This is a genomic window from Bacillus sp. FJAT-52991, assembly GCF_037201805.1.
Classification (GTDB): domain Bacteria; phylum Bacillota; class Bacilli; order Bacillales; family Domibacillaceae; genus Bacillus_CE; species Bacillus_CE kandeliae.
Genome location: NZ_CP147404.1, coordinates 3274902 through 3301719, shown reverse-complemented (window position 1 = coordinate 3301719; position 26818 = coordinate 3274902). Strand labels below are relative to the sequence as shown.

Here is a 26818-nt window from a genome sequence, read left to right as displayed (position 1 = left end):
GTAAGGTGATATGCTATATTATAGTACCTACATTTATAAAGGAGCATACTTTGAATGGAAAGAAGATCAAGGTCCAGAAAAAAGAAAAATAAGAAAAAGCTTTTTCTCATTGTTTTATTGCTCATATTAGCCATTGGAGGAGGAACTATTTTCGCCGCGTATTCGGTTATCAATAACGCTTTAGATGGCATTGTAAATAAAAATGCGTTACAGAAATCTGAAAAGCGCGAAGAACAAGTTTCCTTGAAGAATAAAGAAGCATTTACCGTTTTACTTTTAGGAGTGGATGAGCGAGAAGGAGACCGAGGTCGGTCCGATACAATGTTGCTTATGTCGGTGAATGGTCAGGAAAACTCTGTGAAGATGTTAAGTATTCCACGTGACACGCGTGTTGAAATCGTAGGAAAAGGAACCGAAGATAAGATTAACCATGCGTACGCTTTTGGCGGAGTGGATATGTCGGCGAAAACGGTTGAACAATTTCTAGATGTGCCAGTCGATTACTATGTGGAAATGAACATGGATGGCTTTAAAGATTTAGTCGATGCCGTCGGTGGCGTTGAAGTGGAAAATACATTTGCTTTCACCTATGATGGAGAGACATTCCCAGAAGGAAAGATCACTTTAAGCGGGGAAGAAGCACTTAAGTATACACGCATGCGCTATGAAGATCCACAAGGTGACTTCGGTCGACAAGCCCGCCAACGCCAAGTCATTGAAGGTATCCTCGACAAAGGGGCTAGCATGACATCTATTTTGAAATACAATGAAATTTTGGGCGCATTAGAAAAGAACGTTCAGACAAATTTAACAGTAGACGAAATGATGAACATCCAAAAGAACTACGCCTCAGCAAGACACAACATACAGCAAGAAACGATCAAAGGAACAGGCGAAAAAATGGACGGTGTCTACTACTATCTAGTGTCTGACGAAGAAAAAGAACGCGTTTCTGATATGTTAAAACAACATTTAAATATTCAATAAAAACAAAATACACGGCCTGCTGCCGTGTATTTTTTCTGTTAAGAAGCTACCTTTCAGTAAATGTCGAAAGAAAAAGAAGTTTTTTTGGTGTTTTTTAGCTTATGAAAGAAGAACCTTGAGTTATTAACATGATGGTGTTATTCAAGGTTCTTCTTTTGATTAATGAAAATTCAAATATGAATCTTTAATACTCTTCCCATTTTTCTTAATTCAGAATCAATATACTCCTTGCTATAATCATAGCCAATGAGTGCTAGCACTTGTCCAGAGTGGTCAAATACTGGCGCAAAGCTGGTTTTCCACTCACCATATCTATCTTTATATAATGGGGTTACCTCTACTTTGCCTTGTAGTGCATTGTGGGCGATTTTTATGATTTCATCTGGACCTTGATATAGTTCCCCAGGTTTCATGACAAAGTCTTCGTCCGCTACGAGGGTAATGAGTGAGTTATCTGGAAGAGGACTGAAGATATAAGCCCATTTAATGACACCTTCTTGTTTCCTGATCATGGTCAGATTAGCCTGTAGCTTTTGGAAGATTGGGTTTGTTGCTGAAATGTTTTCCTTCAATTGTTGCACTTCCTCTGGCTGAATAATGGCAGCTGTCACAATGGCAGCGGAACGTAATTGGTTGTTTAACTGCTCTTCAAGAAATGCTCGCTTTTTGGAGGGAGAAGGAACGGTTTCTGCTCGTTTATTTTGTATCTTTTTATATTTTCTACTCATAGTCGGTTGACTTATATTTAATGCGATGGCTGCAAGTTTAATGGAATGGTATTTTTCCATGGCCATGGTAATTAATTGCTCTTCCACAAGATCAATGGCGTCTTGAAGAGGCATGAGGTGATCAAATACAGGGAATGTCTTTGTTTCATTTTTTTCTATAGGTATGAATTTTTTTACATGTATAGCATCAACCATTGGATGTTCGCTAGTCACAACTATTCGTTCTATTGTATTTTTTAGTTGTCTTACATTTCCGGGCCATTGATAGATGGTTAATACATCAATAGCAGCAGGATTAATTTGAACGTTTCTATTGTATAAGTCATTATATTTTTGCAGAAAAAAATAGATTAGATGAGGGATTTCCTCCATTCTTGCTCTTAATGATGGAATTTCAATAGGTACTACATTTAAGCGATAATATAAATCTTCTCTGAATTTCCCCTCTTTCACCATTTTTTCGAGTGATTGATTGGTAGCAGAAATCACTTGAATATCAATTTTTCTCGAAGTAGCGCCTCCTATGGGGGTGATCTCCTTTTCTTGCAGAGCCCTTAGTAATTTCACTTGAAGGTTTAGAGGCATCTCGCCGATTTCATCCAGGAAAAGAATCCCTTTGTTTGCAAGTTCAAATTTCCCAAGCGCTCCGTTCTTTTTAGCACCACTAAATGCTCCCTCCACATAGCCAAATAATTCACTTTCTAATAAGTTTTCTGGAATAGCTCCACAATTAACGGCGACAAATGGTTCATTTTTTCGAGCCCCGATCTGGTGAATAGCTTTAGCGATAACTTCTTTGCCTACGCCTGATTCTCCCAATAAAAGAACAGATGATGACACCTTTGATACTAATTCAACTGTATTCATCACGTGCCTCATTTTTTTGCTTCTTACAATAAAAGATGTCTGTAGATGATCGCTTTTGGGATGATCATCAGAAGAAGTAGGATTACTAGAAATATTTTTGAATCCCCATGCTACAAACTCTTCGTTAGGCTCTATATTTACTGGATAAGCAGTGATGAGTATCTCCTTTCCATCCCAAGAAGTTTGAGTCGTGGAGGGGTGAGATTGATTTAATAAGTCTTGTAATGAAAGTTCCTCATAGAAGACGTTTCTTCCAAGTTCAAATAAGTTTTTGCCAATCATTTTTTCTTGGGGGTTCTCCCATAGTTCCGTAATTTGGCCTGATTTTTCGATAATTATCCCACTCATATCAGTGATGAAGATTTCATCATAAATCGTAAGAAACGTAGATTTTAGCACTTGGTATGCTTGCGTAAGGCTAGATTGGGAAAGGTTTGTCATATCTATTTTATTCACACCTTTATTGAATAATAAATATTTTTTAGTTAAACGAGATTCCTCTAAGGCACCGATGTTGTATAGAAGTCTTTGCTTAATTTGTTCCATGTGATGTATGACTGTTCATTTTTTACTCTTTCCTTATCAGCAAATTCAATAATGAAAGCGTATTTCATGAATGAAAGCGATTTCTTGGATACCCCTTTATTTTATGTACAAATAAAATTGGCACAATAGTTGCAATTATCTGAAATAACGAAAGGTTAGGAGGTGGATAATATGGCTGAGAAAAACTTTATTCAAAGAAACATGGCTTCTCAAGATGCTTTCGTTAAAAGTTTATATACAGATCTATATACTCGAATCCAAGAATACGAAGAAAAAGGTTCTGATGTTGAAAAAATGAAATTAAGCCATGCAGGAAGTGAATTATTTATAGTAGGGACGATCGCTGTTTTTCTAATGATGGTTATTCTATGAACATTTCTATTTTATTTTCTACATGCGAACCTTGGAAGACTTTCACTTATTAGTCTAGGTTACTCAATTTCAATTATGTTTGCAATAGTCAGTAATAATAGCTTTCGTTTATTCATTTATTGAATTCATGATACAGAGACAGATGATAAATGAAATAGGTTGGTGCAGAGGAGTGGTTGGAACATCTATGATGATTTTTCCCTGATATTGATGAAGCCAAGGCTGTCCCACATTAAACGGTTGTCACAATAAAATATTTGGAGGTAAAAGATGAAGAAAAATGATTCGGCCATTTCAAAAGATGTTGCCTTTGGATTTCTCCCTGCACAGAAGAATGACCGAGTGTTTGGTATGTGGGATTTGATCCTGATCCAAGTTGGGATTGGTGTTTCTTGTTTTTGTTTACTCGTAGGCGGGTATACAGGCATGATGGTAAACGCTAAAGAAGCGATTGCTACTATCTTATTTGGAAATGCACTACCTGTTTTGTTAATTGTACCAATTGTTATTTATTTTACTCGGTATGGAGTAGATACGTTTATTGGTTTTCGTAGCTCACTTGGGTACTTAGGATCGAGTATTTTTTATTTCATTTTTATGATTCTTACAATTGGCTATATGTCTGTTGCGCTTTTTATGGCAGGACAAGCAATGGTCAAGATTGCTAGCGTCTTGAGTTTTCCTACGTTCTTTACAGAAAGAGTCACAGGAGCACCAGTCTTTGCGATTTTGTTATTTGCTTTCGCCTTCCTAGTCACATACAAAGGACCCTTATTTATTCGTAAGTTTAATATGATTGGCGTTCCTGCAATTTTGTTGGTCATGTTTGGGTTGATTGTTACTTTGTTCGCTGGTCAAGGAATAGACAAGATTTTTGCTTTAGATCCAGCTGAGCCGTATGAAGAAGCTTCTCGTTCATTTATCACGGCTTTGGAAATAAACATTGGTTTAGGTTTTTCTTGGCTTCCGTATTTGGGACAGTATAGTAGGCTCGCTAAAAGTGAAAAGTCTGCATTTAAAGCTGGGTTTTTAAGTTATGGCATTTTTGTCAATGTAGCGGCAATATTAGGAGCACTTGCAGCTTTAGTAGTTGCCTCATTGGATCCAACGGACTGGATGTTTGCTATTGGAGGGACATGGATTGGTCTTATTGGGCTGATTCTACTGACGCTTGGTAACTTGACAGCTACGATTTTCTTAATGTATTCACAGGCGATTAGCTTCAAAACAGTTTTTCCTAAGAAATCGTGGATTCTTGCATTAGCTACGACGATTCCTACCGTTATATTATTGCTTAATTCAGCTTTCTATGATGCGTTTAATTCCTTTATTACAATTATTTCTTATATTATGGCCGTATTTGGTGGCATTGTTATTTCAGATTTCTTCTTTGTGAAAAAGCAGAAAGTATCCATTCACGATCTTTATGACACGACAGGTCGTTATTATTATTGGCATGGAATCAATCCTTCTGCGGTTATAAGTTTTATCATAGGAACCATTGCTTATTGGAGTTTATACAATCCAATTATGGATACTACAGGTGAACTATTCCAATATATCACCGCCGGGATTCCTGCTTATTTCACCGCTGGAATTAGCTACTACCTTTCAGCCAAGTATCTGTTTTCTTATGAGGTAGATCGAGCATCACTACCAAGTTCTTCAAAAGAAGAGGGAGCAGTTTAGTTTTATCCCGCATTAACGGGCTGTAAGACCCCCACCTCAACATGGCAGAAGAAGCACAGGCATGTAGGTAAGGGATCAACAGCCCGTAAACGCCCGATCCGTTCAACTAACAATTAGTGGGGGATGAAGAAAACCCCCACTGATTGAAGTTTCACTTTATAGATTTGGAGAAAATTTCATCAGTGAATATCTATTTTAAAAATGAAAGAAAAGCCGACTGTTTTTTTCATGAAGATGTATGTATGAGCCGTATTTATTGATTGGCATGATTGTTGCTAATAAGTAGATAGATCAAATAAGTAAATAAAGAGGAGGATATGAACTATGTTTAAGTCAACAAATTTAGATCAATTTACCTTTCCTTTTAAAGCTAAGACTTATCGTTATTCTAATGATTTAGTGGAGCTAGGAGTAGAGAATGTCAACTTTATGAAGATTACACCAGAGTATGAGGTACAAATTAGAAAGAAACGAGAGATGCTGGATGCAGAGCCTAATGTTCGTTATCAATCTTTTCCTCATACAATGGAAATGCAATGGGAATTCCTTGAAATGATTATAGATATGGCAGTGGAGAAGTATCCAGAGCATTTTAAAGTTGAGAAGAAAGGCGATCAGTGGACATTTTATAATTTGATTCTAGGAGAAGAAGAGAATTTTATTTTCGGAGATGAAACGAGTATTCCATATGAACCGTATGATTTCATCGGACGTCATTTTCATAATGATTTCATGTTAATGGTGCATAGGGATGATAACTTTCATTTAGAGGTTGCTCAAATTTCATTTGCCGCTCTGTTTTCACCTAACTGGAATCTTGGAATGACATTTAATGAAATTCACGCACCTGTTCCATTTGTCTCGCGAGATGGGGTGGACTTAGTCGATAGAATTAGAAAGTTTTTGCTCACCGTAGAACCTGGCAAACCGAGAACGCGAGTGAATTGGAATTTGATGGCCGATCGCTGGGATGTCAATTATGAAACGATGGATATTTGGGGACCTGAACGTGATAAAGTCACAAAGGAAAACGCGGGCAAGCTTGTTCATTTGCGTGTAGAAGAGCAGTGGTTTATTCGTATGCCGCGCAGCAACGCTATTTTATTTGTACTGGATACTCAGTTTCTTCCTTTAGAAGATTTACAGAAAAGACCAGAGTGGCTTGAATTAACCTACAGCAACCTTTCGGATATTCCAGATTATATGGCTGAATATAAAGGAATGGCGCCGTTCTTACCTCAATCGGTTGAATATTTAAAAAATCTTGTTGAACACGTACAAGTAAAATAAAAAAGGAGGGACACACTTTGTATAATAGTCCTGTTCTATTTGATCAATCAGAAACTATTACGAATCAATTCTCGTTACATCCCGTGAGGAGAAACCACCTTATTATATTTGAACAGCAATCAGCAAAAGATATCAGTCATTTGATTAACTATATGAAACTAGAAGACATTGAGCATGAGTTATACGAAATACATGAGTCTACTCATCTCGAAGACCTTCAAGCCATTTTGAATCGTCAAAAGATGGGAACGCAACTTTATATTGCAAGTCAATGGGATCAGGCAGTTGCTATTTTTACAGCAGCTGAAGCAGCGGGATTCACTGAAGACGAAATTCAAACTGTGATTAATGGGCCAAAAAGGCGTTATGTCTATTGTATGAAATGCTATCAATTAAGTGAGATTGGTGACGAGCAAGAGGCTCAATGTTCTCATTGTCAGGCCATGATGGAAGTTGGTCCGTTTTTTTCAAAGGTTCGTAAGGGATATATCGGTTATCCATTTAAACCAAGCGGAAAGGAGACAGTGGAAAACTTATGAGAGTGATTGGAAACATAGACATGTATGTAGGCAAGATTGAATGTTTATCAGAAACAGTTAAATGCTTTTCTCTTTATCCATCTGATCGACAGCTCTTACCAGCATTTACAGGAGGGGCGCATATTACAACGTACATCAAGAATGGAGATAAAGAGATAGAAAGGGAATATTCGCTTGTCAGTCACCCGACTGAACGTACACATTACTCCATTGCGATTAATCGAGACCCGAACTCAAGAGGAGGATCAGTGTATTGGCATGATCAGGTGAAAGTAGGGGACAAAGTGACTGTTACCTTTCCTAAAAATCATTTTCCATTAAGCTTTCAAGCGAAGCATCATGTGTTTTATGCCGCTGGAATTGGAATCACGCCGTTTTTAACGATGATGGCTGATCTTGAAGCAGAAGGAAAAACATTTGAACTTCACTATGCTGCCAGAACGAAGGAATCTTGTGCCTTTTATGATTACTTACAGACCAACTATCCTGGAAAATGTACTTTCTATTTTTCAAGAAGTGAGGAAGCTGTAAGAATGAATCCAGAAACGATGAAGAGTCATCGAATTGGTTCTCATGTGTACTTTTGTGGACCAGTTTCTATGGTGTCTGAATACAAGGAAGCGGCGCTAGCTTATGGATATCCAGAAGGATCGGTTCATTTTGAGTTGTTTGCTGCTGCTCAAGGGGATAAAAATCCGTTCACAGCTGAGCTTTCCAATAGCAATCTCGTGCTTGAAGTAAATGCTGAACAAACATTGTTGGAAGCTTTGCTCGAAGCAGGGGTTGAAGCACCTTATTCATGTAAAGCTGGGGGATGCGGACAATGTGAAGTGGAAGTGGTTGAGGGAGAAGTCGATCATCTAGATATTTTTTACACGGATGAAGAACGAAAAGAACGTAATATCATACTAACTTGCTGCTCAAGAGCTAAAGAGGAGAAACTTGTTTTAAATCTATAATAAATAAGGGGGATTAAGATTATGACTGTACAAACACAATGTTTAGAATTAAAGATGTATATTAATGGTGAATGGAGACTGTCTAGCAATGCTGATATCAATCAGGTGATTAACCCTGCTACGCAAGATGTCATCGCGACGGCACCTAGAGCAACAAAGGAAGAAACGGAAGAAGCGATCCGCGTGGCCAAAGAAACTTTCGATAGTGGTGTGTGGTCAGAAACGACGGCACAAGAACGGGCATCGTTCCTGTATAAAATTGCAGATAAAATTGACGAAAAATTTGAAGAATTAGTAGAACTTGAAGTGATGAATAACGGTAAAATTAAAGCGGAAGCAGAATTTGATATTGCAGATGCAGCTGAATGCTTTCGGTATTATGCAGGGCTTATTAAAGCACCAAGCGGAGAGACGTATAGTGTTCCAGAACCAACCATGCAAGCAATGGTGATACGCGAGCCAGTGGGAGTAGCGGGCCTCATCGTTCCTTGGAATTTCCCTCTATTAATGAGTGTTTGGAAAATTGCTCCTGCCCTTGCTGCTGGTAATACAATTGTTTATAAGCCAGCTGAAATTACACCTGTAACGGCTATGAAGTTATTTGAAATTATAGATGAAGTCGGCATTCCAAAAGGCGTGGCTAACATGGTGATGGGAAAAGGTTCTATTGTAGGTCAAACGATTGCAGAAAGTAAAGATGTAGATCTTGTTTCATTTACTGGCAGTACGGATGTGGGAAGACGAATTATGCAAGCTGCTTCTGGAAACTTAAAGAAAATATCTCTTGAGTTAGGTGGAAAGTCTCCTAATATTATTTTTGCTGATGCCGATTTTGAAACAGCTGTTGATTATGCGCTGTTTGGGATTTTCTTTGGAGCAGGACAAGTTTGTTCAGCTGGAAGTAGAATTCTTGTAGAAGAGAGTATTCATGATCAATTTGTAGAAAGAATGGTTGAGCGTGCCAAGAATATTAAAGTCGGACCTGGAATGGAGAAGGATTCACAAGTCGGAGCGATCGTTAGTCAGGAGCAGATGGAAAGCATTCTCAACTATATTGAAATTGGCAAACAAGAGGGAGCTACGTTAGCTCTCGGTGGCAACCGTTTGACTGAAGGTGGACTAGATAGAGGGTTTTTTATTGAACCAACTATTTTCACAAATGTTACGCCTGATATGCGTATCGTGCAAGAAGAGATTTTCGGTCCTGTAGTCGTCATTCAAAAATTCAAAAGTGAAGAAGAAGCGATTAAACTAGCGAATGGAACAGATTTTGGTTTAGCAGGCGCTGTGTTCTCCCAAGACGGAGCAAAAGCAATGCGTGTCATTAAAAAGGTTCGTTCCGGTATTACATGGATCAACTCCTATCACCCAACGTACAATGAAGCACCGTGGGGCGGGTACAAACAAAGTGGAATTGGTCGAAGTCTTGGCACTTATGGTTTAGAGGACTTCCAAGAAATTAAACAAATCAATATCAATTTGGCCCCTGCACCAGTAGAGTGGTTTTAATATTAGGAATGCCGGGCACTATCCTATGTCTCGGATAGTGCCCGGATTTATTATTTTTTTACTAAACTAACTAATTCGAAATCTGCTTTGCCCTTATAAACACCTTTGATGAAACCAACGTTTGGAGCGTAGTAACTGATATAGCTACCACTCGATGTGACGGTTACGACGTTTTTGAACGTGCCAACTAGTGGTGTTACGGAATTTTACTAGTTTCTTCGCTCTCATAGCTAAAAGAGATTCTTTAGTAGTATGAGAAATCCATTTATGAGACAAGTGCGCTTCTCCGTTTATACCTTTTATTATTTAAATAAAAAAACCCATCTCGGATCTTTTCCCTCCTTGACTCCGCTTATAACGAATACTATAATAACCCTACTAACAAGTTAACGATGATAGAGATTTAGAGACTCATACTTTTAAGCGCTTTCTATTAAGAAAGTGCTCAAAAAGTATGAGTTTTTCTTGTTCCGGTTTTTCTTGTTATAAATAATAACTTAGGAGGTTTAAAAATGCTTAAATTATTTAGGCCTGCACCGCCTATAGACAGATTATCTGAAGAAAAAATAGATTCTGAGTATAAGAAGCTCAGACTGCAAGTTTTTATGGGGATCTTCGTTGGCTATGCGGCGTACTATTTAATTCGAAAAAACTTCTCGCTTGCTATGCCGTATTTAGCTGAAGAAGGCTTTTCAAAAACAGAGCTTGGTTTCGCATTGTCCGCTATTTCCATTGCTTATGGAATTAGTAAATTTGTTATGGGGACTGTGTCAGATCGAAGTAACCCAAGAATATTCTTGCCAGCTGGATTAATTTTGTCTGCAATCATTAGTTTATTAATGGGGTTTGTTCCTTTCTTTACATCATCTGTTTCTATTATGTTTATTATGTTATTCCTAAATGGTTGGTTTCAAGGAATGGGGTGGCCACCATCAGGCCGTGTCCTTGTACACTGGTTTAGTGTAAATGAAAGAGGAAATAAAACAGCGATATGGAACGTAGCCCATAACGTAGGTGGAGGATTAATGGCACCTTTAGCTGTTGCGGGTGCTGCTATGTTCGCAGGGGTAGCCGGGAGCTCTTCTTCTGGTTATGAAGGGGTGTTTATTTTACCTGCGTTAGTTGCTATTGTAGTAGCGATTATCGCTTATTTTTTAATTCGCGATACTCCTCAATCTGTAGGATTGCCACCGATTGAAGAATATCGTAATGATTTTCCAAGCAAAGAAAAGAAAACGTTTGAAGAGGAATTATCAACAAAAGAGATTCTATTCAAATACGTTCTTAATAATAAATGGGTTTGGGCCATTGCTATTGCAAACATCTTCGTCTATTTTGTCCGTTATGGAGTATTAGACTGGGCACCAACTTACTTAAGTGAAGAAAAAGGCTTTGATATGAGCAAATCTAGTGTGGCTTATTTTCTTTATGAATGGGCAGGAATCCCAGGAACACTATTATGTGGATGGCTCTCAGATAAATTGTTTAAAGGACGTCGAGGACCTGCAGGGTTTGTATTTATGGTAGGAGTATTAATAGCTGTACTTATTTATTGGTTTAACCCTCCTGGAAATCCAATGATTGATATGGCTTGCTTGATTGCCATTGGCTTCTTAATTTATGGCCCAGTGATGTTAATTGGTCTACAAGCACTTGATTTTGTTCCTAAAAAAGCGGCTGGTACTGCCGCAGGTCTAACTGGTTTGTTCGGTTACCTAGGTGGTACTGTAACAGCTAATGCTTTAATGGGTGTGATTGTTGATACATCTGGATGGAATACAGGATTTGCATTATTAACTGCTTCCTGTGTTCTTGCAGCTGCTGTTTTTGCGCTTACTTGGAATGTACGTGGACAAGAAGTAGTAAAAAATTAATAAAATTTATTTATTAAGTCTCTAAAATAAAACAAGTGGAGAAAAACGGTTCGTTTTTCTCCACTTGTTTTTTTCTTTGTATGTCCAGTTCTTTACGTTTTTGATGATGGTTTATTTTTTCACTAAACTCACTAATATAGAAGTAGTTTTCCCTTTTTCCATTCCTTTTATAAAGCCCACATTGGGAGCGTAGTAACTGATATAGCCATCACTCGATTTGACGGTTACGACATTTTTGAACGTGCCGGCTGGTGTAGTTACGGTTCCGTTAATGGATTTGATTTTGCTTGTTCCTTCCCCTTCGTAGCCATAATCCCACGTTTTTCCGACTTTTAATGGATAGGCGATTTCTATATAATACTCAGATTCTGGCCAACCTAGATATAAACCTTTATTATCTTCTCCCACTAGATAGGCTTCTTTAGTGTTATGAGAAATCCACTTGTCCCATCCATAATATTTTCCTTTATAACTGGATTTGTATAGTTTTCCGTCGGTTTTGTAAGTATACACCTTCGTTTTGTCCATGAGGTAACTGTACATTCGTAAATACTTCGTCATGACATAGGCTTTTTTGTTATTGTATCTGATTTCAGACCATCCGTTTTTCGTTTGTGAATAGACCGTGACTTGGGTGTTGTTTTTTAAGGATCCCACTTTTTTGTAAGTGGTGCCTGGACCGCTTCGAACGTTTAATGTTCCGCTGCTAAGACTGACCCACCCTGTCTTTGTTTTAGTTGTTGCGGCTTGAGTATCTAAGGCGTGAGACGGCAGTGCTATGGAAAAAACAAAGATGATAGCTAGTGCAATTTTCATTAATGTTTTCATATGCCTGATCCTACCTCCTTATTCTACATATAGAATAATTATACTGTTTTGTATTTTTGAAGTAAATAAAAGTAAAGATAATCCAACTATTAGATTAGTTGATGGAATAAGCCGTATAGTGAGGGAGGTTCAAGCGATAACTTCCGGCATCGTTCCATATTTGGATAGTGCCGAGATCATTAGCTAAGACCCCCATATAAATATTCATAGCCGATCAATGCTAGCTCTAAGGCGATTCTTTTTTCCTGTGTGGCAAATATTTCTCCGATGGCTTCTTCGATTTTCTCTAGACGATGGTAGAGGGTTTGTCTGACGATATAGAGTGCTTCTGCTGTTTCTTTTTTCTTACCGTTGTTCATTAAGTAATACTTTAATGTGCGTAGTAACGGCCCCCTTCTTTTATCATCCATGTCAATCAAACGGCCAAGGTATTGGTGAATATAATCTTCTAATATCCCGCTTTCCTCCATGCTCACGATCAGTTGATAGCTATGCAAATGTTCGAAGGCAGGAAGTGGCAGTTTGCCTACTCGATTTTGCACATGTAATACGGTTCGAGCGCTTTTGTAACTTTTGTCCGCGTCTGTTAATTGGTAGACAAGTTGTCCCATTCCGTATGTTTCTAATCCGAACTCTGGAATGTGCTCTAGCTGGTTGAAAATCTTGATAATTTCTTTGTGTATGTCTTCTAGCTGTATGAGTGATTCAGCGGGAAAAAGAAGAAAGATCGTTTGATGATGAATTCTTGATGCGACTAGTTTAAACCCGCTGTTTTCAAACAGGGAACGGGCGATCATCAGATGGCTAAAAAATTTTGTCTCTGAATAATTGGGCATATCCATTTCGCAAAGGGCCACTAATAGTTTGCTAGGATGAGAAACGCCAATCGCCTGTTTTACGTTGGACTTAATGTCTTTTTCTGTTAAATGCCCTTTGATCCATTTACGTACCCAGTTATTTTCTTGCCGTCTTCTTTGCTCCTCATAATACATGGATTTCATCATTTCTTGGGCAGTGGCTGTGACACCTCGGTCAAGCGAGAGTGTTTCAAAGTCGGTTAACCCTGTTTCTTTTTTCGAACGAACGAAGAGATAGCCGAATGTTTGGCCAAGAAAGTCAATTTTCCTGACATGATCAGCTGGATAAGCATCGATCAATTGCTGGGGAGCTGTGGTCCATTTAGCAACCAGTGCATCTTTTTGTGTTTTGGAACATGGCGGGACAAATAACGGTTCCCCTTGTTTTGGAAAGAACATAAACTCAAGTCCGGTAAAACGGTGAAATACGGTGAGTAAGTCTTGCAATCCTTTTCCGGACAGAAGGGAAGCGTTCAGTTTTTCCGATAATTGCTCTAGCTTTTTAACCATTTGGTGATGTTCATGGATGAAAATGGAGTGAAGGTCTTGAGTGATATCGATGTAGCGCACTTCTTTTATAAATAAAATGAGGGGAAAATCATGCTTTTTTGCTAATTGAATAACCGATTCCGGTAAGGTTTTCGTGTAATTGACTAGTTCGATGACTAAACCAGCAGCGTCTTTATCGATTAGTTGTTGTAAAAAAGAGAGACATGTTTGTTCATCCTCTTGCCAGCCGATTCCGGTACTAAGAATTAATTCGTTGCCATTAATTAATTGGCCGACGTAGGTGACTTCCATAATATGCACCCAAGTGACGCTTCTTTGCAATGCTTTTTCCGTCGCAATAACAGTGGCTTCTTGAAATAAGGGCCGGTTGATGACGTCTTTAATCAATAATCTTTGGAGTACAGCTTTCCCCATTTTTTACGCCTCCGAATAACAATCCGCCAAATTCAGAATGTTTAGTTTATTTATGATTTATTTTACATTATGTCTAATGAATAGCAAATAATTATCCCATAAAATTGAGGTAGCAATTTAAAAGGAGGAATAACGAATGGATATTCAAGCGGTCGATACAAAAATTCTTAAAAATTATATTGATGGAAAATGGGTAGAAGCGTCAGTTGATCGGTATGAGGATGTCCCGAACCCAGCTACAGGTGAGGTGCTTGCTCGTGTCCCATTCTCATCAATTAACGATGTAAATGCTGCCACAAAAGCGGCCAGCGAAGCGTTCAAAACTTGGAGTACAACACCCGTCCCTGTAAGAGCGAGGGTGATGTTTAAGTACCATCAACTTTTGAATGAGCATTATGATGAGCTAGCTGAATTAATCACACTTGAAAACGGAAAAACGAAAAAAGATGCCCATGGGGAAGTGCTGCGTGGGATTGAATGTGTGGAATTTGCGGCAGGGGCACCCACTCATATGATGGGAGAAGTGCTTCCGGAAATTGCTCACGGAATTGAATCGGCGATGTACCGCTATCCTATTGGAGTAGTAGGTGGGATTACGCCGTTTAATTTCCCGATGATGGTTCCTCTTTGGATGTTTCCGCTAGCGATCTCCCTTGGAAACACGTTTGTGTTAAAACCATCTGAACGTACTCCGATGTTAGCGCAGCGCCTAGTCGAGCTTATGACAGAAGCAGGGTTACCTAACGGTGTCTTGAATCTTGTTCATGGTGCCCATGATGTGGTGAACGGGCTCATCGAACATCCTGATGTAAAAGCCATTTCATTCGTTGGTTCACAACCTGTAGCGGAATATGTCTACAAGCAATCGGCGGCGAATGGCAAGCGAGTGCAAGCGCTAGCTGGAGCAAAAAATCATTCGATCGTTCTCCCGGATGCGGATATGGACAAAGCGGTGCAAGGAATTATTGGAGCTGCTTTTGGTAGTGCAGGCGAACGCTGTATGGCCTGTTCTGTTGTGGTCGTGCCGGAAGAAATTGCCGATGATTTAGTGGCGCGAATTAAAAAATCCGCTGATGAGCTTGAAATGGGCAATGGATTGAATGATCATAGCTCACTAGGACCACTTATTCGAAAAGCGCATTTAGAGAAGGTGACAAACTACATTCAAACAGGTGAGCAAGAGAAAGCGATCCTAGTTCGTGACGGACGCAAAGATAAAGCCGATAATGAAAACGGTTATTTCCTTGGAGCAACGATCTTTGACTGTGTTACCCCTGATATGACGATTTGGAAGGAAGAATTGTTTGCTCCCGTGTTAAGTGTTGTGCGGGTAAAAGATTTAGATGAAGCGATTGAATTAACGAATCAATCGGAATTTGCGAATGGAGCGGTCATTTATACAAACAACGGCAAAGCCATCCGACAATTCCGCGAAACCATCGATGCCGGCATGCTAGGGGTAAATGTCAATGTCCCAGCTCCAATGGCCTTCTTCCCATTCTCCGGATGGAAGAAATCATTTTACGGTGACCTGCATGCCAACGGAAAAGATGGGGTGCAATTCTATACACGTAAAAAAATGATGACGTCGCGCTTTTTCTAAACTTTTTTGAAAGAAGGTGAACGGTATGGCAGTAAAAGGAACGCCAATGAATCAGTCCGTCAAAAAGGAAGAGATTCTTGCCAAGGATCGGGAATATGTTTGGCATCATATGTCGCAGCATAACGACCATCCGATGGTGTTTGTTTCCGGCAAGGATAGTTGGCTCGAAACGATCGAAGGAGAGAAGTATATTGATGGCATGAGCGGTCTATGGTGCGTCAATATCGGTCATGGAAGAACAGACGTGGCTCAGGCTGCCGCTAGTCAGATGAGCACACTTGCTTATTCTCCTATGTCCCAAAGCCATCTCCCGGCCGTTGAATTAGCGAGCAAAGTCAACGAATGGCTTGGAGGGAGCTATCGAATCTTTTATTCCAACTCGGGTTCTGATGCCAATGAAGTAGCATTCAAAATGGCTAGACAATATTTTGCCCAAACAGGTGAATCGACTCGTTACAAAATCATCTCTCGCTATCGAGCCTATCATGGAAACTCAATCGGCGCGATGGCGGCTACAGGTCAGGCCATTCGAAAAACGATGTACGGACCTGTACCGGATGGTTTCAAACATGTCCCTCCTCCGTATTGCTATCGCTGTCCATTTGGGCAGGAGTTAGGGAGCTGTCAATTTGAATGTGCTTCCGCAATCAGGGATGCGATTATGTGGGAAGGCTCTGAAACAGTAGCTGCGATTATTTTAGAACCTACGATCACAGGCGGAGGGATGATTGTCCCGCCTAAAGAATACATTCAGCAAGTTCGTGCCATTTGTGATGAATTTGGCATCTTAATGATTGTCGATGAAGTCATTTGCGGATTTGGTCGTTCGGGAAGAAAGTTCGGTCATCAAAATTTCGATGTCAAACCTGACATTGTGACGATGGCGAAAGGGTTGACGAGTGCGTATGCCCCATTATCCATCACGGCTGTCCGCTCAGAGCTATATGACACATTCAAGGAAAAAGACGGACTTCATCATTTCCGTCATGTCAACACATTCGGGGGAAATCCCGTCTCCTGCGCCGTGGCGTTAAAAAATATCGAAATTCTTGAATCGGAAAAACTAGTGGAAAGAGCGGCTGAGCTTGGAAAACAGCTTGAGATGAAACTCGACCATTTGAAGTCGTCCCGCTACGTAGGAGACGTTCGCGTCTTTGGCTTCGCTGCTGGTATTGAGCTCGTTGAGAACAAACAAACGAAGCAGCCGCTTAGCGATCAACTAGTCGGGAAAGTGCTCGCCATCTGTAAAGAAAATCACGTCATCCTCGGCAAAAATGGTGACACTGTTCCAGGGCATAATAACATTATCACGATCTCGCCCCCTTTTGTGCTCACTGAACAAGAGTTGGATTTGATTGTTGCTGCATTGGATAAGGCGTTGGGGGCTATATAAGAACATGTATATAAACGTGAAGAACTATATGTAAAAGAAGCCCTGTCCAGGCTTCTTTTTTTCATGCTGAATGGTCGTGGATGGAAAGGTGTTTCAGCAAAAATCATCTGTGAGTGAGTAAAAAGGCCGTGAGTTTCATGAAAAAGTGTACGTGAATCAGCAAATCCGGCCGTTGATTCAGTAAAAAAGAGGGGTTTCAGCAAAAATCAAAGGCACCATCCCAATGACGGATGGTGCCGCTGTCGCTGTTAATGTTGACGTTTGATAAAAGCGCTGACTTCTTCCGCTGTTGACATAGAGAGAATGTGTTCGATATGCTTCGACCAATCTGCTTTGGATAGGTGAAGGATTTGTGAGCGCGCTTTTAAGATCGATGTCGCGCTCATGGAAAATTCGTCTAACCCTAATGCCAGCAAAATAGGAATGGCCAGTTCATCTCCGGCCATTTCTCCGCACATACCGACCCATTTTCCTTCTTTGTGAGCTGCATCGATCACATGTTTGATTAAACGAAGCAAGGCCGGATGGTAAGGCTGGTACAAATAGGCCACGCTTTCGTTTAAGCGATCAGCTGCTAATGTATATTGAATCAAATCATTCGTTCCGATGGAGAAGAAATCGACTTCTTTAGCAAATAGATCGGCCATAATAGCGGTGGAGGGGATTTCGACCATGATGCCGATATCTATTTGTTCAGCTACCTCGATGCCTTCAGCTTGTAGTTTGTCCTTTTCTTCTAGTAAAATCGTTTTTGCTTGCCGAAATTCGCTTAGTGTGGCGATCATCGGGAACATGATTTTTAAATGACCATATGTGCTGGCTCGCAATAATGCCCGCAACTGGGTTCTAAACATGTCTTGCATGCTTAAAGAGAAGCGGATGGCGCAAAATCCTAAAAATGGATTTTTTTCTTGCGGAAGTGATAAATAGGGCAGCTCTTTATCGCCGCCGATATCTAGTGTCCGAACGATCACGGGTTTCCCTTTCATATGCTCTAGTACCGTTTTATACGCTTCAAATTGTTCTTCCTCTGTTGGAAAGGTATCGCGCCCCATATATAAAAACTCTGTTCGATACAGTCCGATCCCTTCCGCGCCGTTTTCGAGCGCACTTTTCACATCTTCAGGCGTCCCGATGTTGGCAGCCAATTCAACGAAGTGTCCATCAGTCGATGTTGTTGGCTGATGAATAAGCTGGGCCCATTCTGCTTTTTTGGCTTCATAAGCTAATTTTTTTTCCTTATATACTTTCATCGTCTGGGCTGTTGGATTGACGATCACTTTCCCATCTATCCCATCGATAATGATGATGTCCCCGTGCTGAATGCGAGTAGTTCCTCTTTTTGTGCCAACGACAGCAGGCAGTTCCATGGAACGAGCCATAATCGCAGAATGAGACGTTCGTCCACCATTATCAGTTGTAAAGCCTTTGACAAATTGCCGATTTAATTGTGCGGTATCAGAGGGGGCTAAATCTTTGGCAACGATGATCACTTCTTCAGTAATCGTCTTTAAATCCGTAGAGTTTACGTGTAAAAGATGGGACAATACGCGCTTAGTGACGTCACGAATATCGTCGGCTCGCTCTCTCATGTAGGCATCTTCCATCGACTCAAACAAGTCAATAAATTTTGAGGAGACTTCGTTTAAGGCAAATTCAGCATTCACTTGTTCGAAAGTGATTTTTTCTTTAATTGGATGAATGAGTTCCGGGTCGCTTAGTACGAGAAGGTGAGCAGCAAAAATCGCCGCTTGCTCTTCGCCTAGCTGCTTATGAATATGTTCTTTAATGATTTCTAAGTCAGATATGGATGTAGCGATCGCTTGTTCAAAGCGAGCGATTTCAGCTGCTGGATCAGTGATTACTGTTTTGTTGACGTTTAACTCGGGGCTCTCTAATCGAAATGCTTTGGCGATGGCAATGCCGCTTGATGCCGCAATGCCTGCGATTGCTTTTCTGCTCATAAGAATAACCCTTCTTTTTCTGTTGTGTGACTGATTGTTGCTTGCTTGGCCATATACGTTGTGCCTCCTATATCAATCATTTTCCCTCCTTACAGTTTACATCATAATTCGTTTCTTTCCATAGCAACTCGTTGTATCTCTGCACAAACATAAAAGGGGTGTACCGATGAAAGTACACCCCTTCTTAATTAATCTTCGTTTAAAAAGCCAATCACTCGTAACAGGTTAATAAACAAGTTAACGAAATCTAAATACAAATTCAATGCTAATAGTGGAATCGCTTCATCTGTAATGTTCATTCTTTTCATTTGGTTAAAGTCATACATGATGTAACATGAAAATAGTACCGTCCCAATTAATGAATAAACAAACATGGCAGTAGAAGAAAACGGCCAGAACAGATTCATAATAGACAATGTAATTAAAGCTAATAACACGGTTAATAAAAGGCCGCTTAAAAATGAAAGATCTTTCTTAGTGTTTAAACCAGCAATCGCCATTGCTCCGAAAACAACAACTGTTGAGGCAAAGGCCCCTACAACGACTTGTGCGCCAGAAGTGGCTAAATAATGAGCCACAATCGGGTAGATGGTTACCCCTGAAATAAAGGTGAATACATACAAAAATGTATACCCTACTATTTTTCTTTTACGTAAAAAGAAAGCGGCTAGCAACATTCCAATTTCAATGATGGATAATGGTAAAAACAGTGCTGGCGGAACCATCGTCCCAACGAGCATCCCGATGACGGCAATCGTTAAAGAAAAAACGAATGTTTTCAGCACCGAATTCATATAATTTGGTGTTTGTGCTTCAAATGTATATTGTGACATCGAATCCCCTCCTTTTTTTATTTATATACGATTATACCAGAAAAAGGTTTCAATTTTTTAAACAATATGAAGGAGAAATGTTAGAAATATCTGTGTAATATATTCTGTTTATTTTGAATTTTTATTAAGTCTGACTTCCAGCGCGTTCATCCATGAAAGCATAAGCTTTTTTATATGCGTGAAATTTGCTGATCTGTTAATATATAGAAAAGTTTTAAAGGAGTGCGTTTTGAAGAATATTTTTAGAGTGGTTTTGTTGCTGTTTATAGCAGGATTGATTTTTCGTTTTTCTTCGCAAACGTATAATCAGCAGTCGCTTGTGCCGCTTATGATGAGGGTGTTTCCAGGTGAACCGTTTGCTGAAGTGTTGGGTCGCTTGGAGCTGTCTTATGCTGGGATGGTTATCTCGGTGGAGTCAATCGGTTATTACTATTTTATTGAGTTTTTTATTCGCAAGTTTGCTCATTTGTTTTTGTTTGGCTGTTTGGCTGCTGCTTTATTTGGGGTGCTGGTGGTTTGGCGGCCAAAAGAAGTGTGGAAGTCAGCTGTTTGGGCGTTAGTTGGTACAGGCCTATATGCCACTGCTGATGAGTTTCACCAGATGTTAACAGGTGGACGTAGTCCGCTTGTTACAGATGTGTTCATTGATTTGACAGGTGGATTGATCACGTTGTTCATGGTCGTGCCTTTATATGTGTGGAAGCGACGTATAACGAAGGAGGAAGTCATGAAGCTGGCCGATTTTTTTGTGAAACGGTACTGAAACATGCAATACAGTTCTTTATAATGAACAAAAAGTTCTTTATATAGTTTTTGTTTTGTTGTAAAATGATGATATAGATAGAGATGAGAATGTTTGATCGAGACTTATGAGGGTTCTTTAAGGGGGGATTGTCGTGATCACAGAAAGAAAAGCGTCCGCCGCGCTTCATTTTCAATATCCATTTGATAGGGTCGAGTTAGATCGACAGTTACTTAGTAAGAACAGCTTTGATGGCCATAAAGAATTAGCAGATCGAGCTTGGAAGGTGCTAGAGAAAGAGCTGATGTCGAATGACCCTTCTGTTCGGATAGCAGCTGCCGAAGGAATTTTGCGAGTGTTTAAATAGAAAAGCGAAGCCGACTGTCCAGACACGACAAGCAAATGACAGAATGACGAAATGGCGTTTTTCAGCCATGCAGTCAGGCTGGCATTTGACTCGAGTGTCTAAGAGGTGGAGCTGGACAAATAGAAAAGCGAAGGTCCCCGTTTAGCGATGTATGGGCTAGACTGCTTCGACTTAGCTAGTAAATGAAAAACCTCATCATTAATATGATGGGGTTTTTGTTTGTATGCGGTACTTAATATACGCTCACAGTACTACAGGGTAATTATATAGAAAGAGATGATTACTTGTGAAAATTTACAAAAAATCAATTACTTTATATGTAAAAAATTGATATAATCGGAATTAAGGAGGAGTTGTAGTGAAGAAATGTTTAGCGGTTCTCTTTTCGATTATGTTGTTTTTTAGTAGTGTAGGAACGGCTTCGGCAGCGTTTAAAGATGTGAGTAAAACTCATTGGGCTGTCGATGAGATTACGTATTTAACAGAAAATAAGGTGATCAATGGGTATACGGATGGAACATTTCGTCCACAAGAAAAGCTGACTCGTTTACAGGCGATGATTTTAATGGCTAAGGCGTTGAAGCTGGATTTGTCTAACCGACCGAATCCAGGGTTTAAAGATATGCCACCTTCGCATAAGAGTTATAAATATGTGGCTGCTGTTATGGATGAAGGACTTTTTCCTAAAAATAATTATTTATATCCGAATAAACCGATGACAAGGGATCATATGGCTAATATGCTAGCAAAGGGATTTGATTTAAAAGCTTCTGGAAACCATTCATTTAAGGATGTTTCTTCAAAGCATTGGGCCTACCAATCTATTAAAGCGTTAGCAAGTAACAATATTACGCTTGGATATACCGATGGAACATTTCGACCAAACAATGCTGTTACTAGAGCACAGTTTGCTACTTTTCTAGCTAAAGCAAAAGCTGATCAGTTTAAAACATTTTCTTATTATAGTCAGATGCTAGGGTATAAGATCGAACTGCCAAATTATATGAAAGACAAGATCACGATTAAAGATAAAAAAGTGGAAGACGGTGTGTATACAACGGAATTTTACTATATGGATAAAACAAATCTAAAGAAGGATTTATTTGTAGGAGCGATTCGTAAAATTCATAAATCTAAAATGCCAGAATATCAAGGAGCACCTTATAATCCTTTGAAAATCAAAGGGGATTATCATTATTTTTATCAAGGGCCAAGTGAAAGCCCATATACTATGAACGGGCAATTACATTCACCTGAAGCCAAAGAGTTTAGTAAAATATATTTTAAAATTAATCATATGTCTAAAGGGATTCAATGACGATAGAAAGCCAGCATCTCCTTCGTGGCATGCTGGCTTTTTTGTCTTGTCTGGAATAAACAAGTCGTCTAGTTTTGAGGTGAAAGCAGTGATATTACTATAGTTCTTTTTTCGTTGCTGCATATTGTTCAATACCATTGGCTATCAATTGCATGAGTTTTGTTAAATAAGCTGGATCAGCCAGTTTTAAGTCTTCCTCTGGATTGGTCATAAATCCGATTTCAGCAAGAATGACAGGGACCTTCGACCAATTAAAGCCAGACATATTACTTCTATTTGTTTCTACTCATAGGATTTAATGAATTCTATATTTTGTTTTTCTAGACTGGATAAGTTTCCATTGAAATTAGGATTAGGACTATACCAAGATTGACGTTCGAAATAGTTTTGCAAGTCTTTTGAGTTAAAAATATATCCATGTCTTGCGAAGATTTCATTTCTGGCTAGACGAAGCTCGCTTTTGGTCAAGCCGGCAATATCGCTATAAGTTAAATATGTATAATCGCTATGAGGCAGAATGTAGTACGAGTATTCCGGAGTGACTTCTCGAATGACTTCTTTAACAATCGTTTTTTGTACTTCCTCTGTTTCTGCGTTTCCTGTTTTTAAGACAACGGCTGTTTCTGTTCTTGAACCAGCTAGATTGATGGTCACTTCGTCTTTGTTTTCTCCGCTTAGGCCTTTAATGGAATAGAGCCCCGTTAAAAATGGACCAAATTCTTTCGTATCTTTAGCTGTGTCTAACACACCAATCTCACTATTATTTAAATGGATCGTTGTGTTGTCGCCAGTGCTGCTAACTTTGATAAAGTAACCAGGTGTGTCTATGACATAGTTGGTGAAAATTCCAAAATGTTTTCCGTTTTCACGCAAATAAAATGGCTGATTACCAAGTCCGTCGTTATGAAGAGAGTCTTTGATGTCTTCTATTAATGATGGTTCTTTATCAATAAGTGCAAATAAGGCATTTAGACTTTCTTCATTAATATTGATACGAGAATCGGTAGGTATGATTAATGTTTTCAATGTTTGTTTATCTTTTTGAGTTAGAGCAGTGATGAATTGATCAATGACAACCTCTTCACTGTATTTCTTAGACAACATTTGGTAACCGGTAAATAAAAAGATAATTAGAACAACGGCGAGTGTAAAAACAATAAACATTTTATTCTTTTGAGATTTCCTTTTTGGAAATTTTATCTCTTCACGATTAGTCGACTCGTCTGTTTGTTCTTTCAGAGAAGCTCCGCATTCTGAACAAAAAGCGCTATCTCGCTCCGATTGATGCCCGCAAACTTTACACACTTTCATTTACTCTTCCTCCCTAAGGTTGATATGTTAATGCTACCAAATTATCAAAATAGTTACAATTTTCATTTTTTATAGCTCTTCACTTAACTAATACTAAAACACCCACTCATTGAATAAAATGAAAAAAATAACTGTAAATAATTACGAGACTCATCGACATATTAATGCATTAACGTAGTAAGGGGCTCTACTGCGTTAGAGTGTTAAAGGAGGGGATGTGTTGAGAGGAGGAAGAAGACGAGGGCAGTGGAGTGGACGATTGTTGGTCGTTTTTGTTTTGGTTGTGGTGTTATGGGGATTAGTTGGTTTGATGCGGATATCTCCCAGTGAACGGGCAGAGCGGGTGGCTCGTGAGTTTTATGAGTTTGAACAGCAGGGACGGTTTTCAGAGTCATGGGAGCTGTTTCACCCTTTAATGAAGGAGCGGTTTCCAAAGGGAGATTATATTCAGGAGCGAGCGCATGTGTTTATGAGTCATTTTGGAGTGGAGACGTTTTCTTTTTCCCTTGGAAAAGTAAAAAAGATCGAGAATTGGAAGGACACGGAGAAGTCGTCGCCACTGAAAATGGTGTATCAAGTACCAGTGACTCAAATATATCAAGGGAAGTTTGGGAATTTTTCTTTGCATCAAGAGGTGTTTGTCACTGAGCATCAGGGGAAGTGGCTCATTTTGTGGGATTATGAATAGGGAACGTGAGTAAGAATTTTAAAGCGATAAACATGAAGCGTATGAAAAGTACCGTCAAACATGGAATATTGAAAAGAGCGAGCGGTGGAACAGTTTGGATTAAAATAATGGATCATTCAACCCATGCTGAAATAATGATAAAAGACGATGGAGTCGGGATGAAGGAAGAGAGATTGAAGCAAGTCCTTGATGGAAAGATTGATTCGTCACGAGGGATCGGTTTGTTCAATACGAATAGGCGACTCCAGCAAATTTATGGGGAAGGATTACAGATTCATAGTTCTGTGAATATGGGAACGGAAGTGTTTTTTACGATTCCTAAAAACAGTAAAAAAACTGCACTTAAATAGTTGCAGTTTTTTTATTTTGTCTAGCTCCACCTCCTTGGGGCTCGAGTCAGATGCCAGCCCAACTTCATGGCTGAAGAACGCCATTTTGCCGGTCTGTCATCTGCTTGTCGCCCCAGGACAGTCGGCTCCGCTTTTCTATGTTAATGATTGTTTTTGTGTTTTTTTAAAATCGATATACCATTTCGTAATGTGAGGACTAGGCTGCGTATTAAATTCATTTTCTAAAAAAGTGATTAATGCATCGTATTGTTGATCAACTAGTAAATAATGACTGCTAGAATGGTATAACTTCATTAAATGGAAACAAGCGACCTCTTCTTCGGGATATTTATGTACAATTTGTGAAAAGTAAAATAAAGCCTTATCGTGCTGATGATGCTCATCATACCAGTGAGCTAGTTTATAGGTCGTCAAGAGCCACCATTGTTTATACTTCTCACGTTCGCTCTCTGCCCACCAATAATCATATTCTTGTAAGTAATCACCAGTATACAAGGTAAGTAAATCGGTGTAGTAGTTAATCGTTTCCTCGTTCAATGGCGGAGCGGATTGGTTTTGTTTTGTCCATTCTTCTACATCCAATATGACATTGTTTAAAGTGAGTATATATCCATCTGAGGTGTTTTTCAGCTGAAAATGCTCCCCAAAATCTTTTAGTTTTTTTCTTACATAATAAACGGCTGTATAAAGTTGACTGTATACTTTTTCTTCATCATGTTCAGGCCAAAGAGTGTCAATAAGTAAAGACTTATGAATGAGTTGATTCCGATGTTGCAGTAAGTATAGAAAGAGTTCTTCTGCTTTCTTCGTTCGCCAAGAAATTTTAATGTGAGAACGGTCTTTCGATTGAATAGACACGGTCTGAAACATGTTCATATAAATAAAATCATCATGCACGTTGCTGCTGTTTGTTTCAACATGCACGTTTTTTTGTATGCGGTTCATCGTTTTTGTTAGTCGCTCAATGGAAATAGGCTTCACAATGTAGTCAAGTGCATTCAGTTCGAATGCTTGTACCGCATATTCTTCGTATGCTGTACAAAAGACAATTGTTACGTCAGGCTTTCTTTCGATGATCATTTCAGCAAGCTCAATCCCATTGACTTCTGGTAAATTAATGTCTAAGAAAATGACATCCACATCTCCATTTAGAATCACTTCTTTTGCTAGGAGAGGATCATCGAATTTTCTTATAGTTTTAAAACTATCAATTTTATTAAGCAGTTTTTCTAAATAATCCAGTGCTAAGCTTTCATCATCTACAAGAATAATATTCATGGGCCCTCCTAGTATTGAATAATTAGTTAATATAAACCAATTATTATTATATTATACCAATTGATGAGGGAAAAACAATCATCACAATGTTTAAAATTTGTAGAGATTATTATTGTATAATGGCAGGAAAAAGATTTTTTACTTACAATGTACGTTTTTAAACAGACTTTAAAAAAAATTCTGTAAAATCCTCCTTAACGATTATAAATATGAATATTAGGGGGAAGGTTTTGAAAGATGCAAGAGTCGATTTAGAATGGGTATCTTTGATGTTAGAGGCGAAGAAGACTGGCCTTTCTATTCATGAGATTAAGGAGTTTATTAATAAGGAGAAATATAAAAGAGCGATGTCATAAAAATAAGCGAGGATAAGTCCTCGCTAAGTTTTTTAATCAGATGTGTTCGCCCCTTGTTGCTTTTGAGATTGCAGAAATTGTTGGAATTTTAGTAGGTCCGCCTTTATCACTTTCTTTTTCGGTGCTTCTTTTAAAATTGGTCCACATTCGTTCTCTTTAGGTGGGTGTGTTTGAATTAATTCATTTGTTGTGACATCTAAAGCTACGGCGATTTTTGACAGTATGAACAGGGAAGGGTTCGTATTTGCTTGTCGTTCTAAGTTAGATAAATAAGATTTAGAAATTTGGGCTTCTTTTGCAAGCTTGGTCAGAGAATAACCTTTTTGTTCTCTCAATTGTTTAATGCGGAATCCAATCATCTATCATTGCTCCTTTCAACTCTTTTTGTTCATTATAACGCACCAAAGGTCGTAATGTATGAATTTTTCATAAATATTTTAATTTTTGTTCACTATAAAGAATTGACGATCAGTATTAACTAGTATTTAAATAAGTAGTATATGTTATGTTTTTTATGAAATAGTTTCCTTTCAAATGCTGAAGGGAAAAGTAAAACGATCATCTAATAAAAATTTAAGGGAAAATGATTTGTGGAATAAAACTGAAAATAAATAGTATTTATTTTTTAAGTGTCAATACAACATTG

At 38.9% G+C, this 26818-nt stretch carries 24 protein-coding genes and 1 pseudogene; 16 read left to right on the top strand and 9 right to left on the bottom strand.

Going from position 1 to position 26818, the window contains the following annotated elements:
* Positions 1 to 54: 54 nt before the first annotated feature.
* Positions 55 to 987 (top strand): LCP family protein, encoded by a 933-nt coding sequence (locus WDJ61_RS16900; protein ID WP_338751851.1) that lies wholly within the window; start codon positions 55 to 57, stop codon positions 985 to 987.
* A 170-nt stretch (positions 988 to 1157) separates the two neighbouring features.
* Here WDJ61_RS16900 and WDJ61_RS16895 read toward each other — a convergent pair whose 3' ends face one another.
* Complete coding sequence (locus tag WDJ61_RS16895; RefSeq protein WP_338751849.1) at positions 1158 to 3128, bottom strand: sigma-54 interaction domain-containing protein; 1971 nt, start codon at positions 3126 to 3128, stop codon at positions 1158 to 1160.
* Between the two features lie 171 nt (positions 3129 to 3299).
* Here WDJ61_RS16895 and WDJ61_RS16890 point away from each other — a divergent pair, with 171 nt between their 5' ends.
* The 7 genes from WDJ61_RS16890 to glpT all read left to right on the top strand — a co-directional run bounded on the left by WDJ61_RS16890 (position 3300) and on the right by glpT (position 11360).
* Positions 3300 to 3500, top strand: coding sequence for a hypothetical protein (locus WDJ61_RS16890; RefSeq protein WP_338751847.1), 201 nt, complete (start codon positions 3300 to 3302; stop codon positions 3498 to 3500).
* A 270-nt stretch (positions 3501 to 3770) separates the two neighbouring features.
* Positions 3771 to 5189, top strand: coding sequence for a purine-cytosine permease family protein (locus WDJ61_RS16885; RefSeq protein WP_338751845.1), 1419 nt, complete (start codon positions 3771 to 3773; stop codon positions 5187 to 5189).
* A 324-nt stretch (positions 5190 to 5513) separates the two neighbouring features.
* Positions 5514 to 6479 (top strand): DUF3445 domain-containing protein, encoded by a 966-nt coding sequence (locus WDJ61_RS16880; RefSeq protein WP_338751843.1) that lies wholly within the window; start codon positions 5514 to 5516, stop codon positions 6477 to 6479.
* A 17-nt stretch (positions 6480 to 6496) separates the two neighbouring features.
* Complete coding sequence (locus WDJ61_RS16875) at positions 6497 to 7018, top strand: dimethylamine monooxygenase subunit DmmA family protein (RefSeq protein WP_338751841.1); 522 nt, start codon at positions 6497 to 6499, stop codon at positions 7016 to 7018.
* Positions 7015 to 7977 carry a PDR/VanB family oxidoreductase gene (locus tag WDJ61_RS16870; RefSeq protein ID WP_338751839.1) on the top strand — a complete coding sequence of 321 codons (963 nt, stop codon included), beginning with the start codon at positions 7015 to 7017 and terminating at the stop codon, positions 7975 to 7977. The genes WDJ61_RS16875 and WDJ61_RS16870 overlap by 4 nt, the downstream gene beginning before the upstream one ends.
* 21 nt (positions 7978 to 7998) lie before the next feature.
* Complete coding sequence (locus WDJ61_RS16865) at positions 7999 to 9486, top strand: aldehyde dehydrogenase family protein (protein WP_338751837.1); 1488 nt, start codon at positions 7999 to 8001, stop codon at positions 9484 to 9486.
* Between the two features lie 512 nt (positions 9487 to 9998).
* Positions 9999 to 11360 (top strand): glycerol-3-phosphate transporter, encoded by a 1362-nt coding sequence (glpT, locus tag WDJ61_RS16860; RefSeq protein ID WP_338751835.1) that lies wholly within the window; start codon positions 9999 to 10001, stop codon positions 11358 to 11360.
* A gap of 111 nt (positions 11361 to 11471) precedes the next feature.
* Here glpT and WDJ61_RS16855 read toward each other — a convergent pair whose 3' ends face one another.
* Positions 11472 to 12188, bottom strand: coding sequence for an SH3 domain-containing protein (locus WDJ61_RS16855; RefSeq protein ID WP_338751833.1), 717 nt, complete (start codon positions 12186 to 12188; stop codon positions 11472 to 11474).
* A 179-nt stretch (positions 12189 to 12367) separates the two neighbouring features.
* Positions 12368 to 13969: a PucR family transcriptional regulator gene (locus WDJ61_RS16850; protein ID WP_338751831.1), complete on the bottom strand. Its 1602-nt coding sequence runs from the start codon at positions 13967 to 13969 to the stop codon at positions 12368 to 12370.
* Positions 13970 to 14105: 136 nt separating this feature from the next.
* On the opposite strand from WDJ61_RS16850, the gene WDJ61_RS16845 reads away from it, so the two are divergent.
* A complete protein-coding gene (locus WDJ61_RS16845; RefSeq protein ID WP_338751829.1) occupies positions 14106 to 15572 on the top strand; it encodes a CoA-acylating methylmalonate-semialdehyde dehydrogenase in 1467 nt (488 codons plus the stop codon).
* Positions 15573 to 15597: 25 nt separating this feature from the next.
* Positions 15598 to 16965, top strand: a complete 1368-nt coding sequence (locus WDJ61_RS16840) for an aminotransferase (protein ID WP_338751827.1) — start codon at positions 15598 to 15600, stop codon at positions 16963 to 16965.
* A 248-nt stretch (positions 16966 to 17213) separates the two neighbouring features.
* Here the strand turns inward: WDJ61_RS16840 and ptsP are convergent, their stop codons facing one another.
* A complete protein-coding gene (ptsP, locus tag WDJ61_RS16835) occupies positions 17214 to 18929 on the bottom strand; it encodes a phosphoenolpyruvate--protein phosphotransferase (protein WP_338751825.1) in 1716 nt (571 codons plus the stop codon).
* Between the two features lie 188 nt (positions 18930 to 19117).
* Positions 19118 to 19762, bottom strand: coding sequence for a Bax inhibitor-1/YccA family protein (locus tag WDJ61_RS16830; RefSeq protein WP_338751823.1), 645 nt, complete (start codon positions 19760 to 19762; stop codon positions 19118 to 19120).
* A gap of 229 nt (positions 19763 to 19991) precedes the next feature.
* Between WDJ61_RS16830 and WDJ61_RS16825 the strand changes: the two genes are divergently transcribed.
* The 3 genes from WDJ61_RS16825 to WDJ61_RS16815 all read left to right on the top strand — a co-directional run bounded on the left by WDJ61_RS16825 (position 19992) and on the right by WDJ61_RS16815 (position 22189).
* Positions 19992 to 20525, top strand: coding sequence for a VanZ family protein (locus WDJ61_RS16825; RefSeq protein ID WP_338751821.1), 534 nt, complete (start codon positions 19992 to 19994; stop codon positions 20523 to 20525).
* A 133-nt stretch (positions 20526 to 20658) separates the two neighbouring features.
* Entirely contained in the window at positions 20659 to 20871 is a 213-nt protein-coding gene (locus tag WDJ61_RS16820; RefSeq protein WP_338751819.1) for a hypothetical protein, read from the top strand.
* Positions 20872 to 21229: 358 nt separating this feature from the next.
* Positions 21230 to 22189, top strand: coding sequence for an S-layer homology domain-containing protein (locus WDJ61_RS16815; protein ID WP_338751817.1), 960 nt, complete (start codon positions 21230 to 21232; stop codon positions 22187 to 22189).
* A gap of 97 nt (positions 22190 to 22286) precedes the next feature.
* Here the strand turns inward: WDJ61_RS16815 and WDJ61_RS16810 are convergent.
* Positions 22287 to 22463, bottom strand: a pseudogene (locus tag WDJ61_RS16810) (N-acetylmuramoyl-L-alanine amidase); the annotation flags it as partial.
* Positions 22464 to 22471: 8 nt separating this feature from the next.
* Entirely contained in the window at positions 22472 to 23500 is a 1029-nt protein-coding gene (locus WDJ61_RS16805; protein ID WP_338751812.1) for a YARHG domain-containing protein, read from the bottom strand.
* A gap of 220 nt (positions 23501 to 23720) precedes the next feature.
* On the opposite strand from WDJ61_RS16805, the gene WDJ61_RS16800 reads away from it, so the two are divergent.
* Both WDJ61_RS16800 and WDJ61_RS16795 read left to right on the top strand, forming a co-directional pair.
* Positions 23721 to 24188, top strand: a complete 468-nt coding sequence (locus WDJ61_RS16800; protein WP_338751810.1) for a hypothetical protein — start codon at positions 23721 to 23723, stop codon at positions 24186 to 24188.
* Between the two features lie 32 nt (positions 24189 to 24220).
* Positions 24221 to 24538 carry a sensor histidine kinase gene (locus WDJ61_RS16795; RefSeq protein ID WP_338751805.1) on the top strand — a complete coding sequence of 106 codons (318 nt, stop codon included), beginning with the start codon at positions 24221 to 24223 and terminating at the stop codon, positions 24536 to 24538.
* Positions 24539 to 24673: 135 nt separating this feature from the next.
* On the opposite strand, the gene WDJ61_RS16790 is transcribed toward WDJ61_RS16795, so the two are convergent.
* Positions 24674 to 25816 (bottom strand): response regulator, encoded by a 1143-nt coding sequence (locus tag WDJ61_RS16790; protein ID WP_338751803.1) that lies wholly within the window; start codon positions 25814 to 25816, stop codon positions 24674 to 24676.
* 230 nt (positions 25817 to 26046) lie between these two features.
* Here WDJ61_RS16790 and WDJ61_RS16785 point away from each other — a divergent pair, with 230 nt between their 5' ends.
* Positions 26047 to 26172 carry an anti-repressor SinI family protein gene (locus WDJ61_RS16785; protein WP_338751801.1) on the top strand — a complete coding sequence of 42 codons (126 nt, stop codon included), beginning with the start codon at positions 26047 to 26049 and terminating at the stop codon, positions 26170 to 26172.
* Positions 26173 to 26204: 32 nt separating this feature from the next.
* On the opposite strand, the gene WDJ61_RS16780 is transcribed toward WDJ61_RS16785, so the two are convergent.
* Complete coding sequence (locus WDJ61_RS16780; protein ID WP_338751799.1) at positions 26205 to 26531, bottom strand: helix-turn-helix transcriptional regulator; 327 nt, start codon at positions 26529 to 26531, stop codon at positions 26205 to 26207.
* Between the last annotated feature and the right edge of the window lie 287 nt (positions 26532 to 26818).